This window comes from Pseudomonas sp. S3_A03 (assembly GCF_054668275.1).
In genome coordinates this window covers 5,685,165-5,700,233 of the sequence record NZ_CP162753.1, presented here as the reverse complement: position 1 = coordinate 5,700,233, position 15,069 = coordinate 5,685,165, and the positions used below count along the sequence as shown (strand labels likewise).

Here is a 15,069-nt window from a genome sequence, read left to right as displayed (position 1 = left end):
GCTGCGCCTCACTCAACGGTCACCTTGCCGACCATACCCGCCTGGTAATGCCCGGGCAGGTTGCAGGCGAACTCAAGTCCAGTCGCCTGGGTGAAGGTCCAGGTCAGCTCAGCGGTTTTACCGGGCTCGACCAGCACGCTGTTAGGGTCATCATGTTTCATGCCGCCCATATCACCATGGCCCATCGCGCCGTGGTCCATCTTGCCCATCCCGGTGGACGTAAGCATGCCACTGGCCTGCATCTGCATCATTTCCTTCTGGTGCTCGGCATGCATCGCCGCGTCACCAAGGTTGAATTCATGCAGCAATCGGCCCTTATTGACCAGTACAAAGCGCACCGTCTCACCGGCTTTTACAGCCAGGGACTTAGGCGAAAAGGAAATATCCTGCAGCGTGACTTCCACGGTCCGCGTGGCTTTATCCGCCGTTGCCGGCTGGCCAAACGCGTAGGCGTGGGCCGTATCGGCCATTGCGTTGACACTCAACGCCAACAGGCAACCAGCCAACAGCAAGGGGGTACGCAACGTCATGGCTCTTCTCCAAAAATCTATAAGCATCTTGGGCTGCACTCTAAGATGACGCCGCTGCCAGCCAGCTGACTGCTAGATTACAACTTTGTCAGGTTGCGCCCTTCGCCTGGCACCCACGGTATAAAGCCCTTCGTCACCCGTTGCCAAGAGCCGCCCATGAAACTGCTGATCGTCGAAGACCAACCAAAAACCGGCCACTACCTGCGCCAGGGCCTGGCCGAGGCGGGTTTTACCACCGAACTGGTGGCCGACGGCACCAACGGCCAGCATCTGGCGCTGACCGGTGACTATGACTTGCTGATCCTCGATGTGATGCTGCCCGGCCGCGACGGCTGGCAAATCCTGCAAGCGGTACGCAGCGCCGGCCTGGACATTCCGGTGCTGTTTCTCACCGCGCGCGATGCCGTGGAAGACCGCGTGCACGGTCTGGAGCTGGGTGCCGATGACTACCTGGTCAAGCCCTTTGCCTTTTCCGAACTGCTCGCGCGCGTGCGCAGCCTGTTGCGCCGCGGCGGCAGTACACCCCAGGAAACTACCCTGCAACTGGCTGACCTGCGCCTGGACCTGATCCGCCGCCGCGTTGAGCGTGACGGCCAACGCATCGACCTTACCGCCAAGGAATTCTCCCTGCTGGAGCTGCTGCTGCGGCGCCAGGGCGAAGTGCTGCCCAAGACCTTGATCGCATCCCAGGTGTGGGACATGAATTTCGACAGCGATACCAACATCATCGAAGTGGCGATCCGCCGCCTGCGTCTGAAAGTGGACGACAACTTCCCCAACAAGCTGATCCACACCGTGCGCGGCATGGGGTACGTGCTTGAGGAGCGCTTGCCGTGATCAAGCGCCTGTCCCTCGCCAGCCGCCTGGCGCTGCTGTTTGCCGCTTGCACAGCCATGGTCTCGCTGGTCGCCGGCGTGCTGTTCAACCATGCCAGCGAGGCGCATTTTATCGAGCTGGACCAGCAACAGCTCGACAGCAAACTCATGGCGCTGCGCAGCACCTTGCAAGGCGTCGACTCACTGGAAACCTTCGCTCAACGTGAAGCGCAATTGCGCGCCGAACTCACGCGCCAGCCCGACCTGAGGCTGCGTATCAGCACTGACGGTCGACGCTGGCTGGACGATGCGCCGAGCGTCAACCTGCCGACGGCGCCCGGCCTGTACAGCCTGCAAACGGCCGACACCGATTACCGTGTATACAACGCGCCGTTGACGCCAGGCCAGCCCGGCTCGCCGCAACTGAGCTTGATGCTCGACATCACCCACCACCAGCATTTCCTGCAGCGCATGCAGCATTTGATCTGGCTCACCGTCGGGCTGTCCGCCCTGGCCACCGCGCTGTTGGGTGCCTGGGCCGCACGCAGCGGGTTGCGCCCGTTGCGGCGCATGGGTGAAGTGGCCGCCGGTGTGTCCGCCCATTCCCTGACCCAGCGCCTGCCTCAACAGCACATGCCGATGGAGCTGGCGGAACTGGCCCAGGCCTTCAACGCCATGCTTGGCCGCCTGGACGATGCGTTCCAGCGCCTTTCGGCGTTCTCCGCCGATATCGCGCATGAACTGCGCACCCCGTTGTCGAACCTGCTGACCCAGACCCAGGTCATCCTTACCCAGCCGCGCCCGCTGGAGGATTACCGTGAAGCGCTGCACAGCAACCTCGAAGAGCTGCAATGGATGGCCCAACTGGTCAACGACATGCTGTACCTGGCCAAGGCCGACCACGGCTTGTTGATGCCCAAGCGTGAACCCTTGGCACTGGCGGATGAGGCAGAGGCGCTGCTGGAATTTTTTGCATTGCTGGCGGAAGACGCACAGGTTTCGCTGGTACGCGAAGGTAGCGCCCATACGGCTGGGGATCGCGGCATGCTGCGCCGGGCGCTGTCGAACCTACTGGATAACGCGCTCAGGTTTACCCCGGCGGGCGGCGAAGTTCGCGTGAGCCTGAGCGAACACGCAAAGGGCGTAACGCTGACGGTGGCGAACACCGGCGACGGGATTCCGGCGCAGCTGTTACCCAAACTGTTCAATCGGTTCTACCGGGCCGATCCGGCGCGCTATGAAGGTAGCAGCGAGCATGCGGGGCTGGGCCTGGCGATTACCCAGTCGATTGTGCGGGCGCACGGAGGGCGGATTTTTTGTGAGTCTGAGGCGGGGTTGACGCGGTTTGTGATTGAGTTGCCGGCTGGAGATTGAGGCAAGCTGTACCGGCCCAATCGGGGGCAAGCCCCCGATTGCAATCTAAAGGCTTACGAATACCTCAGCGCATGCGCCGGCTCAATCTTCGCCGCCCGATACGCCGGGTACAGCGTCGCCAGGAAGCTCAACACAAACCCGGCCGTGCAGATCAGCAGCACATCCGCGCCTTGCAGCTCCGAAGGCAGGTTGCTGACGAAATACACGTCCGAACTGAAGATATGCTGCCCACTCACCCGCTCGACCCAACCCACCAGCTCACTGACGTTGAGCGCCGCAATCACCCCCAGCACCCCACCTATCAGGGTGCCGACGATACCGATCACGGTGCCCTGCACCATGAAGATCGCCATGATCTGCCGTGGCGTGGCGCCGATGGTGCGCAAAATCGCGATGTCCGCGCCCTTGTCGTTCACCACCATGATCAAGGTGGCGATGATGTTGAACGCGGCCACGGCGACGATCATCAGCAGCAACAGGCCGATCATGGTCTTTTCCATTTTCATCGCGCTGAACAGGCTGCCCTGAGTGTGGGTCCAGTCATCGGCCTTGTAAGCCGCGCCCAGGCCGGTAGCGATAGCCGCCGAGACGCTTGGCGCCGCATACAGGTCTTTCACCGCCAGGCGCACGCTCTGCACCTGGTTGGGCTGCCAATGTTGGATTTGCGCCGCGTCGGCCATATGAATCAACGCCATGGAACCATCCAGCTCGGCGCCGACCTTGAAGATCCCGACCACGTTCAACCGCTGCATACGCGGGGTGATCCCCCCCGGTGCGCTGCTGATTTCGGGCACGATCAACGTGAGCTTGTCACCCACGTTCAGGCGAAAACGCCGCGCCGTGATTTCGCCCACCACCACGCCGAACTCGCCGGGCTTCAGGTCATCCAGTTTGCCCCGCACGATGTGCTGCGCCACGATAGACACCTTGCCTTCCTGGGCCGGGTCGATACCGCTGATCTCGATGGGCTGCATCGCGCCTTTGTAGGAGAACATGCCGTCCATTTGTGTGAACGGAACAGCGGCGGTCACTTGCGGGTTCTTCATCGCGGCGGCGGCCACCGGCTGCCAATCATCGATCGGGTTCACGCCGACGATGGTGGCATGCGGCACCATGCCGAGGATGCGCGAGCTCATTTCGCGCTGGAAACCGTTCATCACCGACAGCACCACGATCATCGCCAGCACGCCCAGGGCGAGGCCGATCATCGAGGTCATCGAAATAAACGAAACAAAACGGTTGCGGCGCTTGGCGCGGGTATAGCGCGTGCCGATAAAAATCGATAACGGTCTGAACATTCGCGGGCACCGTTGAAAAAATAGAAAACCCGGCGTCGAACGCCGGGCTTGAAACAGGTCAGATGGCGACCAGATGACCTTCCTGCAGGTGCAGCACACGGTCCATCTGACGGGCCATGCTCATGTCATGGGTCACCACCAGGAACGCGGTGCGCATCTGGGTGCTCAGTTCCAGCATCAAATCCTTGATGCCCTGAGCGGTGTGGGAGTCGAGGTTGCCGGTCGGCTCGTCGAGCATCACCAAGCCTGGGTTGTTCACCAGGGCACGGGCAATCGCCACACGCTGACGCTCACCGCCGGACAACTCGGCCGGCTTATGCTCCAAGCGATGGCCCAGGCCGACGCGTTCCAGCAGGGCCTTGGCACGCTGGCGCGCTTCGGGGATTGCGGTCTTGCCGATCAACAACGGCATGCACACGTTTTCCAGGGCGGTGAACTCCGGCAACAGGTGGTGAAACTGGTACACAAAGCCCAACGAGCGGTTACGCAATTGGCCACGCGCCTTTTCGCCCAGGGCCGACAGCTCTTCACCGGCCAGCCAGACGCTGCCCTGGGACGGCGTATCGAGGCCACCCAGCAGGTTCAGCAAGGTACTTTTGCCGGAACCGGAACTGCCGACGATCGCCACGCGCTCGCCCGGATGCAGCTCCAACTGCAGATTGGACAGCACCACCACCGACTCCGGACCTTCCTCATAGGATTTGCCCAGGTTGCGGCAGCTCAGGATTGCTTTTTCACTCATGCCCGATTCACTCATAACGTAAGGCCTGTGCTGGCTGGGTACGTGCCGCGCGCCAGGCTGGATACAGGGTGGCAAGGAAACTCAAGACCAACGCGGCGCCGCCCACCATCAACACGTCCTGGGCCTGAACCTGGGACGGCAAATAGTCGATGAAGTAGACATCGGCGTTGAGAAACTTGTGGCCGATCACTTTTTCCAGCAAGGCGATGGCGGCGCTGACGTTCAGCGCCGCCAGAATACCGACCGCCGTGCCGATCAGCGTTCCGACCACGCCAATCACGGTGCCTTGCACCATGAAGATCGCCATGATCTGCCCCGGCGTTGCGCCCAAGGTGCGCAGGATGGCGATGTCACCCTTCTTGTCGTTCACCACCATCACCAGCGTGGAAATGATGTTGAAGGCAGCAACCGCGACGATCAGCAGCAACAGCAGGCCGATCATGGCTTTTTCCATTCGGATGGCCTGGTACAGGTTGCCGTGGGTACGGGTCCAGTCGCGAGCGTAATATTGGCTTTCACCCAGGTGCTGGGCGATTTCCCAGGCACCGCGCGGGGCGTCGAACAGGTCGGAGAACTTCAAGCGCAGGCCCTGCACCTGGTCCGGCTGCCAGCGATGCAGGCGCGCCAGGTCGGTGAGGTTGGTCAGGCCCAGGTAGCCATCGATTTCGCCGGCGCCAACGTGGAAGGTACCGACCACGGTAAAGCGCTTCATGCGCGGGAACATGCCGGCCGGGGTCACGGTGACTTCCGGCGCGACGAACGTCAACTTGTCGCCCAGGCCCACGCCGAGCTTGGCCGCGGCCTTGTCGCCAATCACGATGCCGAAACTGCCGGGCGCCAGGTCATCGAGTTTGCCCTGCAGCATGAACTTGTCGATGATCGAGACGTTGCGCTCCTGGGCCGGGTCGATGGCATTGAGCAGGATCTTCTGCACCTTGCCGTCGTTGGTCAGCAGCCCCTGCATCTGGGTGAACGGCGCGACGGCCACCACCTTGGGGTTCTGCTTGACCTTGGCGGCCAGGCTTTGCCAGTCGCTGATGGGCGCATCGCCCTCGATGGTTGCGTGGGGCACCATGCCCAGCACGCGGGTGCGCATCTCATGATCGAAGCCATTCATCACCGACAGCACCACGATCATCACGACCACGCCCAGGGCGAGACCGATCATCGAGGTCAAGGAAATGAACGACACAAAATGATTGCGACGCTTTGCACGGGTATAACGCGTGCCAATAAATACGAAGAGAGGTCTGAACATGTCGGGGCTTGTTCGGAGGAAAAGAAGACGTCCCGGTGGCGGGGTCTGATAAGCAGCTTTACACTCAGACCATTACCGTTACCTGGGGTTCGCCATGTCGACATTAGATGAAGAAGAGCGCCGCGAATACTACCGTATCGATGACATGATCGCACTCCAAATCAAAAGCCTGTCTGCCCCCGAAGCGGCGAGCAAGGAAGTGTTGCTGGATGATTCGCCGCTGTTCAACCTGCTCAGCGAGCTGCACCTCAGTGAATTCGAAGCCCAACACCTGTTGCGCCAGCTCAGCGAGAAGGATCGCACCCTCGCGGCCTTCCTGCGCGTACAGAACAAACGCCTGGATTTGCTCAGCCAGATCATGGCCCGCGGCCTGCTGGACGAGGTCGGGGCCCCGCAGCCGGTGATCATTTCCGAAGGCGGTATCGACTTTCAACACCCTGCCCCACTCGCCACCGACACCCACCTGGCCGTCAAGCTGGTGCTGATGCCCCAGGCACTCGGCCTGCTGCTGCGCGCAAGGTGGCCCACTGCGACCCCAAGGGCGACGGGTTTGATGTCGGCACTGAATTCGAAGCCATGACCGATGCCCAACGCCAACTGCTGGCGCGCTACATTCTGCAGAAACAAGCCCAGCAACGCCGACTGGCGCGGGAAAAGAGCGACGCCCAAGACACCTGATTTCGTATTGACCTGGCCAGAAGACCTGGCATTAAGGAGCAACTGTGACCCTGATTTACGGCCATCGCGGTGCCAAAGGCGAAGCACCGGAAAACACCCTGAGCAGCTTTCAGGAATGCCTCAAGCACGGTGTACGCCGTTGCGAACTGGATTTGCACCTGTCCATGGACGGCGAGTTGATGGTCATCCACGACCCGACCCTCAAGCGCACGACCGACCGGCGTGGCAAGGTCGTCGAATACTCGGCGGCCGACCTGGTAAAGATGGACGCCCGTAAAGGCGGCCCGGGTTGGGTCACGCCGTGCCCGATTCCACGCTTGGAAGAACTGTTCGAACAGTGCGATTTCGATCACTGGCAACTGGAAGTCAAAAGCGCTTCGCGCACCCGCGCCGCGACCACCGTGCTGGCGATCCGTGAAATGGCGGTACGTTTCGGCCTGATGGATAAGGTCACCGTGACCTCGAGCTCGCGGGAAGTACTCAAGGCGGCGGTTGAACTCACACCGGACCTGTCGCGCGGCCTGGTGGCCGAATACGCCTGGCTCGACCCGTTAAAGGTCGCGCAGAACTATGGGTGTGAGTACCTGGCGTTGAACTGGACGCTGTGCACCCCTGAGCGCCTGGAAAAAGCCCAGCGCCAGGGTTTGCACGTGTCCGTGTGGACGGTCAACGAACCTGCACTGATGCGCAGGCTCGCGGACTTCGGCGTAGATAGCCTGATTACAGACTTTCCCGGTTTGGCCACTGCCACCCTCGGGAATTACTGAAATCGGTCTCCCCGGCCGGCTCAGGCCACCGGCCGGAGCCGCTCAAAAAGCCGGTTGAGGCCGTCGTAGGCGGCGACCCGATAGGCTTCGGCCATGGTCGGGTAGTTGAACGTGGTGTTCACAAAATACTTGAGGGTATTTTGCTCACCCGGCTGGTTCATGATCGCCTGGCCGATGTGCACGATTTCTGAAGCCTGATAGCCAAAGCAATGCACGCCGAGCACTTCCAGGGTCTCGCGGTGGAACAGGATCTTCAGCATGCCTTGCGGCTCGCCGGCGATCTGCGCACGCGCCATGCTCTTGAAGAACGCCTTGCCTACTTCGTAAGGCACCTTGGCCTTGGTCAACTCGTGCTCGTTCTTGCCGATCGAGGCTGATCTCGGGAATCGTGTAGATCCCGGTCGGCACATCGTTGACGTAACGCCAGCTGCCATTATCGACAATGCTGCCGGCCGCCGAACGGCCCTGGTCATGCGCCGCACTGGCCAGGCTCGGCCAACCGATCACATCACCGGCGCCGTAGATGTTCGGCACGCAGGTGCGATAGTTCTCATCCACCTCGATCTGGCCACGGCTGTTGACCTTGACCCCGATGTTTTCCATGCCCAGCTTGTCGGTGTTGCCGGTACGGCCGTTGCACCACAGCAAGGCGTCGGCCTTGATCTTCTTGCCGGACTTGAGGTGCAGGATCACACCGTTGTCCAGGCCTTCGACGCGCTCGTACTCTTCGTTGTGGCGCACGGTGATGTTGTTGTTGCTGAAGTGGTAGCTCAACGCCTGGGAAATTTCCGAGTCGAGGAAGCTCAGCAACTGGTCGCGGTTGTCCACCAGCTCCACCAGCACACCCAGGCCGCTGAAGATCGAGGCATATTCACAGCCGATCACGCCGGCGCCGTAGATAATCAGTTTGCGCGGGGTGTGGCCCAGGCTCAGGATGGTGTCGCTATCGTAGATACGCGGGTGGTGGAAATCGATGTCCGCCGGGCGATACGGGCGCGAACCGGTGGCGATGATGATGTGCTTGGCCACCAGTTTCTCGACCACGCCGTTGGAGCACACCACTTCAATGGTTTGCTCGTCGGCGAAGCTGCCGGTGCCGAAGAACAGGTCGACACGGTTACGGGCGTAGTAGCCGGTGCGCGAAGCGACTTGCTTGGAAATGACTTTTTCGGCGCTTTTCAATACGTCCGGGAACGAGAACCAGCGCGGCTCACCAATGGCCCGGAACATCGGGTTGGTGTTGAACTGCATGATCTGGCGGACCGAGTGACGCAAGGCCTTGGACGGGATGGTGCCCAGGTGGGTGCAGTTACCGCCGACCTGGCGACGGCTATCGACCATCGCGACCTTGCGCCCAGCTTTGGCGGCATTCATCGCCGCACCTTCTCCAGCCGGGCCGGAACCCAGTACCACCACGTCGTAGTTGTAGACAGCCATGCGTACTCCTCAGAACAGGCCAGGCGTACGGTTGGACGCCGGGCTAAATCATGCCGCGGCCAGCGGGCATGAAGGACAATTTGGCTCAAGTGTGTGAACCGGGGCACAGTCTATATAAGGCTCAACGCCGCGCACATTAACCCTTGGTCGCGTCGTAGGCCAGTATTGCCATACTACATGACGCAAATCAGCGCCAATTTCAGGATGAGCCATTATGCGACAACTCTTTATCTGTTTGATGCTGATGATGTCGATCACGGCTCACGCCAACGATGCGGATCGACTCAAGCATGCTGATTTCCCCGCACAGTTCGAGGGCCTGGCCCGCAAAAACCAGGCGGTGCTCACGTATCTGTGGGCCGATGTATACGCAGCCGCGTTGTATGCCTCTGCGGATGTGAGCGCCAGACAGGCCTGGGCCCAACAACAGGACCTGCGCCTTGTGTTGTATTACTTTCGCGACATCGACCGAAAGGATGTGATCAAAGCCGCCACCGCGACGTTGGAGCGCCAGCAAGCCAGTGCTCGTTTGAAGCCTGAGCTGGATCAACTGCATGCGCGCTTTCGCAATATCCGCAGCGGGGATCGTTACGCCCTGGATTTTCGGTCGGGGCGCGGTTTGAACCTGGAGATCAATGGCCAGGTGGTGTTCAGCAGTCGAGATACTGAATTGGCGAAAGCCTATATGGGTATCTGGCTGGCACCGAAAGGGTTGTCGGACAGTTTGCGTGGGCAGTTGCTCAATTGATGCGTCGGCTGAGCTATCAAGCCTCTTCCCACATTTGAATATATTCACAAATCAAACTGTGGGAGGGGGCTTGCTCCCGATGAGGCCCATACCCACACCACAAACCACCAGCCATAAAAAAGCCCCGAACCAGTCGGGGCTTTTTCATTCAGCACTCAGGCTTAGCGCGGAAACGCAGGCGGGTTGACCCCGGCCATGTCTTCCATCACGCGAACCACCTGGCAGCTGTAGCCGAACTCGTTGTCGTACCACACGTACAGCACAACGCGGTTGTCCTGGGTGATGGTCGCTTCCGCGTCCACCACACCGGCGTGGCGCGAGCCCACGAAGTCGGTGGACACCACTTCCTGCGAGTTGACGAAGTCGATCTGCTTGTGCAGGTCGGAGTGCAGCGCCATGTAGCGCAGGTACTCGTTCATCTCTTCACGGGTGGCGGCTTTCTCAAGGTTCAGGTTGAGAATGGCCATCGACACGTTCGGCGTCGGCACGCGGATCGCGTTACCGGTCAGCTTGCCGGCCAGCTCAGGCAGGGCCTTGGCAGCAGCGGTGGCGGCACCGGTCTCGGTGATCACCATGTTCAACGCGGCGCTGCGACCACGGCGATCGCCTTTGTGGAAGTTGTCGATCAGGTTCTGGTCGTTGGTGTACGAGTGAACGGTTTCAACGTGACCGTTAACGATGCCGAACTTGTCGTTCACTGCCTTGAGCACCGGCACGATGGCGTTGGTGGTGCAGGAAGCGGCGGACACGATCTTGTCGTCAGCGGTGATTTCGGCGTGGTTGATACCGTGCACGATGTTCTTGAGCTTGCCCTTGCCAGGCGCGGTCAGCACAACACGGTCAACACCCGGGCATGCGAGGTGCTGGCCCAGGCCCTCGGCATCACGCCATACGCCGGTGTTGTCCACCAGCAGGGCGTTCTGGATGCCGTACTGGGTGTAATCCACCTCAGTCGGGTTTTTCGCGTAGATCACCTGGATCAGGTTACCGTTGGCGGTGATGGTGTTGTTTTCTTCGTCAATGGTGATGGTGCCGTTGAACGAGCCGTGTACCGAATCGCGACGCAACAGGCTGGCGCGTTTGGTCAGGTCGTTTTCGGCGCCTTTGCGCACCACGATCGCACGCAGGCGCAGGCCGTCGCCGCCGCCGGTTTTTTCGATCAGGATGCGCGCCAGCAGGCGGCCGATACGACCGAAGCCGTACAGCACAACGTCGGTGCCTTTGCGGGCCGCCGCGTTTTGCTGGCCAACCACATCGGCCATTTCTTCACGCACGAACTGCTCGGCGCTGCGGCCATTGCCTTCGTTGCGGAATTTGTACGCCAACTTGCCCAGGTCTACCGAGGCCGCGCCGAGCTTGAGCTCACTCATGGCCTTGAGCAGTGGGAATGTTTCGTGGACGGAGAGTTCGCTGTCGTCGGCGGAGCGATGGCGCGCAAAGCGGTGCGCCTTGAGAATCGCGATGACAGACTGGTTGATCAGGCTGCGGCCATAGATCGAGCTCACCACATTGTTATTGCGGTACAGCTGACCGATAAGCGGGATCATCGCTTCTGCGAGTGCTTCACGGTCGATCCATTCACCAAGACACTGGTCGGGCTTCTGAGTCACGGGAACCTTCCACATGTAGGGGCTGAAAAAAGGGGCTACATTATGTCGCCCGACTGCGCGTTGAGCAATGCGCGACGGGCAACAAAAAGCCCTTGCAAAAAAATACCACCCCGCCACAGGCCAGGAAATACGCGGGCTTCAGAAGGCCACCATTGGCACAAGCCTGCCGACTTGTCCGTAACCCTCCGAAATATCCGCGCCGTTTGGCACTACATATTGAGTCAAAAGGCTGCATTGTTTGTCTTAACCACTACATTTCCTACAAACCGCATTACACACAGTCAGCAACTGACAGGCGGCACCTCGGGCCGCTACAATTACCGACTTTGTCGCAACGCTTGGAGCTCAACCTTCCGTGCCCGTTCTGCGTCTACCGCTACTCCCTGCCGCGGCAGGTAAACAGCATTGGGGCAACCTGCCCGGTGCCGCCCTGAGCCTGGCCATCGCCGAGGCTGCCAGCGCAGCCAAGCGCTTTACCCTGCTGCTCACCGCCGACAGCCAAAGTGCCGAACGGTTGGAGCAGGAGCTGAGCTTCTTCGCCCCCGATTTGCCGGTGCTGCATTTTCCCGACTGGGAAACCCTGCCCTACGACCTGTTCTCGCCGCACCAGGACATCATCTCCCAGCGCATCGCCAGCCTGTACCGCTTGCCGGAACTGGCCCACGGCGTGCTGGTGGTGCCGATCACCACGGCGCTGCATCGCCTGGCGCCGACCAAGTTCCTGCTGGGCAGCAGCCTGGTGCTGGATATCGGCCAGAAGCTCGATGTGGAACAGATGCGCACACGCCTGGAAGCCAGCGGTTACCGTTGCGTCGACACGGTGTACGAGCACGGCGAGTTCGCGGTGCGCGGCGCCCTGATCGACCTGTTCCCGATGGGCAGCAAGTTACCGTACCGCATCGACCTGTTCGATGACGAAATCGAGACCCTGCGCACCTTCGATCCGGAAAACCAGCGTTCCATCGACAAGGTGGAATCGGTCAAGCTGTTGCCGGCGCGGGAATTTCCACTGCAAAAAGATGCGGTCACCCGTTTCAAGGCGCGCTTTCGCGAGCGCTTCGACGTGGACTTCCGCCGCTGCCCGATCTTCCAGGACTTGAGCAGCGGGATTACGCCGGCCGGTATCGAGTACTACCTGCCGTTGTTCTTCGACGAAACCTCGACCCTGTTCGATTACCTGCCCCAGGACACCCAAGTGTTCTCGCTGCCAGGCATTGAGCAAGCGGCCGAGAACTTCTGGAACGACGTGCGCAACCGCTACGAAGAACGCCGCGTCGACCCTCCCGGCCTTTACTGCCACCCGCCGAACTGTTCCTGCCGGTGGAAGACTGCTTCGCACGCCTCAAAAACTGGCCGCGCGTGGTCGCCAGCCAACAGGACGTGGACGCAGGCGGTGGCCGCGAACGTTTCCCGGCGCAAGCGTTGCCAAACCTGGCGATTGAAGCCAAGGCCAACCAGCCGCTGGAAGCGCTGTCGAACTTCCTGGGTGGCTTCCCCGGCCGCGTGCTGTTTACCGCCGAATCCGCCGGGCGCCGTGAAGTGCTGCTGGAGCTGCTGGAGCGCCTGAAGCTGCGGCCGAAAACCGTCGACAGCTGGCCGGACTTCATCAGCAGCAAAGAGCGCCTGGCGATCACCATCGCACCCCTGGATGAAGGCTTGTTGCTGGACGACCCGGCCCTGGCCCTGATCGCCGAGAGCCCACTGTTCGGCCAGCGCGTGATGCAGCGTCGTCGCCGTGAAAAACGCGCCGACGCCAACAACGACGCGGTGATCAAGAACCTCACAGAGTTGCGCGAAGGCGCGCCGGTGGTGCATATCGACCACGGCGTCGGTCGCTACCTCGGTTTGCAGACCCTGGAGATCGATAACCAGGCAGCCGAATTCCTTACCATGGAATACGCCGAGGGCGCCAAACTCTACGTGCCAGTGGCCAACCTGCACCTGATCGCCCGCTACACCGGCAGCGACGACGCCCTGGCACCGCTGCACCGCCTGGGCTCCGAGACTTGGCAGAAAGCCAAGCGCAAGGCCGCCGAACAGGTGCGCGACGTGGCCGCCGAACTGCTCGACATTTATGCGCGCCGCGCGGCCCGCGAAGGGTATGCGTTCGCCGACCCGAAAGCCGACTACGCCACCTTCAGCGCCGGCTTCGCCTTCGAAGAAACCCCAGACCAGCAAACCACCATCGAAGCGGTGCGCGCCGACATGCTCGCGCCCAAGCCGATGGACCGCCTGGTCTGCGGCGACGTAGGCTTCGGCAAAACCGAAGTGGCCATGCGCGCCGCCTTTATTGCCGTGCACGGCGGCCGCCAAGTGGCGATCCTGGTACCGACCACTCTGCTCGCCCAGCAGCACTACAACAGCTTCCGCGATCGCTTTGCCGACTGGCCGGTAACCGTCGAAGTGATGAGCCGCTTCAAGTCGGCCAAGGAAGTGAACGCGGCCGTCGCCGATTTGGCCGAAGGCAAGATCGACATCGTGATCGGCACCCACAAGCTGCTGTCGGACGATGTGAAGATCAAGAACCTGGGCCTGGTGATCATCGACGAAGAACACCGCTTTGGCGTACGGCAAAAAGAACAGCTCAAGGCCCTGCGCAGTGAAGTCGACATTCTTACGCTCACTGCAACGCCAATCCCACGCACCCTGAACATGGCCGTGTCGGGCATGCGCGACCTGTCGATCATCGCCACGCCGCCGGCGCGACGCCTGTCGGTGCGCACCTTCGTCATGGAACAGAACAAAAGCACGGTCAAAGAAGCCCTGCTGCGCGAACTGCTGCGCGGCGGCCAGGTGTACTACCTGCACAACGACGTGAAGACCATCGAGAAATGCGCCGCCGACCTCGCCGAACTGGTGCCCGAAGCACGCATCGCCATCGGCCACGGGCAGATGCGCGAGCGCGAACTCGAACAGGTGATGAGCGACTTCTACCACAAGCGCTTCAACGTGCTGATCGCCTCGACCATCATCGAGACCGGCATCGACGTGCCGAGCGCCAATACCATCATCATCGAGCGCGCCGACAAGTTCGGCCTGGCGCAACTGCATCAGCTGCGCGGCCGCGTTGGGCGCAGTCACCACCAGGCTTATGCCTACCTGCTGACGCCGCCGCGCCAACAGATCACCTCCGACGCAGAAAAGCGCCTGGAAGCTATCGCCAACACCCAGGACCTGGGCGCAGGGTTTGTGCTGGCCACCAACGACCTCGAAATCCGTGGCGCCGGCGAACTGCTGGGCGACGGCCAGAGCGGGCAGATCCAGGCGGTGGGTTTCACCCTTTATATGGAAATGCTCGAGCGCGCCGTGAAAGCCATCCGCAAGGGTGAACAACCGAACCTCGACCACCCCCTGGGCGGTGGCCCGGAAATCAACCTGCGCCTACCGGCCTTGATTCCCGAAGACTATCTGCCCGACGTGCACGCGCGGCTGATCCTGTACAAGCGCATCGCCTCGGCCACCGACGAAGAAGGCCTCAAGGATTTGCAGGTCGAGATGATCGACCGCTTCGGCCTGCTGCCGGAACCGACCAAGAACCTTGTGCGCCTGACGCTGCTCAAACTGCAGGCCGAGCAGTTGGGAATAAAGAAAGTCGACGCCGGGCCTCAGGGCGGGCGTATCGAGTTCGAAGCGCAGACGCCGGTAGATCCCTTGGTGCTGATCAAGTTGATCCAGGGCCAGCCCAACCGCTACAAGTTCGAAGGGGCTACGCTGTTCAAATTCATGGTGCCGATGGAACGTGCCGAAGAACGCTTCAATACCCTGGAGGCGTTGTTTGAGCGCCTCATTCCGAAATCTGTTTGAAGGACGCC

9 protein-coding genes and 3 pseudogenes are annotated in these 15,069 nt (G+C 61.1%); 6 read left to right on the top strand and 6 right to left on the bottom strand.

The window, feature by feature from the left end; translation table 11 throughout:
- Window positions 1-8: 8 nt before the first annotated feature.
- The gene (copI, locus tag AB4O25_RS26280) at window positions 9-530 is read right to left on the bottom strand and encodes a copper-resistant cuproprotein CopI (RefSeq protein WP_065877047.1); all 522 of its coding nucleotides are present in this window, start codon (window positions 528-530) and stop codon (window positions 9-11) included.
- 156 nt (window positions 531-686) lie between these two features.
- Between copI and AB4O25_RS26275 the strand changes: the two genes are divergently transcribed.
- On the top strand, window positions 687-1,367 hold the full coding sequence (locus AB4O25_RS26275) for a heavy metal response regulator transcription factor (RefSeq protein ID WP_017526638.1): 681 nt from the start codon (window positions 687-689) through the stop codon (window positions 1,365-1,367).
- Window positions 1,364-2,719 (top strand): heavy metal sensor histidine kinase, encoded by a 1,356-nt coding sequence (locus AB4O25_RS26270; RefSeq protein WP_116079545.1) that lies wholly within the window; start codon window positions 1,364-1,366, stop codon window positions 2,717-2,719. The genes AB4O25_RS26275 and AB4O25_RS26270 overlap by 4 nt, the downstream gene beginning before the upstream one ends.
- Before the next feature lie 53 nt (window positions 2,720-2,772).
- On the opposite strand, the gene AB4O25_RS26265 is transcribed toward AB4O25_RS26270, so the two are convergent.
- From AB4O25_RS26265 to AB4O25_RS26255, 3 genes are read right to left on the bottom strand one after another with little or no spacing between them, the layout of a single operon-like run.
- The gene (locus AB4O25_RS26265) at window positions 2,773-4,017 is read right to left on the bottom strand and encodes a lipoprotein-releasing ABC transporter permease subunit (protein WP_017526640.1); all 1,245 of its coding nucleotides are present in this window, start codon (window positions 4,015-4,017) and stop codon (window positions 2,773-2,775) included.
- A 58-nt stretch (window positions 4,018-4,075) separates the two neighbouring features.
- Window positions 4,076-4,759, bottom strand: a complete 684-nt coding sequence (lolD, locus tag AB4O25_RS26260; protein WP_017477213.1) for a lipoprotein-releasing ABC transporter ATP-binding protein LolD — start codon at window positions 4,757-4,759, stop codon at window positions 4,076-4,078.
- 7 nt (window positions 4,760-4,766) lie between these two features.
- Window positions 4,767-6,017 (bottom strand): lipoprotein-releasing ABC transporter permease subunit, encoded by a 1,251-nt coding sequence (locus AB4O25_RS26255; protein WP_017526641.1) that lies wholly within the window; start codon window positions 6,015-6,017, stop codon window positions 4,767-4,769.
- Between the two features lie 94 nt (window positions 6,018-6,111).
- Between AB4O25_RS26255 and AB4O25_RS26250 the strand changes: the two are divergent.
- A pseudogene (locus tag AB4O25_RS26250) lies at window positions 6,112-6,695 on the top strand (PilZ domain-containing protein).
- A gap of 44 nt (window positions 6,696-6,739) precedes the next feature.
- Entirely contained in the window at window positions 6,740-7,462 is a 723-nt protein-coding gene (locus AB4O25_RS26245) for a glycerophosphodiester phosphodiesterase (protein ID WP_017526643.1), read from the top strand.
- A 20-nt stretch (window positions 7,463-7,482) separates the two neighbouring features.
- Here the strand turns inward: AB4O25_RS26245 and sthA are convergent.
- Window positions 7,483-8,899, bottom strand: a pseudogene (gene sthA, locus AB4O25_RS26240) (Si-specific NAD(P)(+) transhydrogenase).
- A gap of 214 nt (window positions 8,900-9,113) precedes the next feature.
- On the opposite strand from sthA, the gene AB4O25_RS26235 reads away from it, so the two are divergent.
- Complete coding sequence (locus tag AB4O25_RS26235; RefSeq protein ID WP_017526645.1) at window positions 9,114-9,647, top strand: chalcone isomerase family protein; 534 nt, start codon at window positions 9,114-9,116, stop codon at window positions 9,645-9,647.
- Between the two features lie 161 nt (window positions 9,648-9,808).
- Here the strand turns inward: AB4O25_RS26235 and AB4O25_RS26230 are convergent, their stop codons facing one another.
- The gene (locus AB4O25_RS26230) at window positions 9,809-11,272 is read right to left on the bottom strand and encodes a glyceraldehyde-3-phosphate dehydrogenase (protein WP_017526646.1); all 1,464 of its coding nucleotides are present in this window, start codon (window positions 11,270-11,272) and stop codon (window positions 9,809-9,811) included.
- A gap of 340 nt (window positions 11,273-11,612) precedes the next feature.
- Here AB4O25_RS26230 and mfd point away from each other — a divergent pair.
- Window positions 11,613-15,061 (top strand): annotated as a pseudogene (gene mfd, locus AB4O25_RS26225) (transcription-repair coupling factor).
- The last annotated feature ends 8 nt before the right edge of the window (window positions 15,062-15,069 follow it).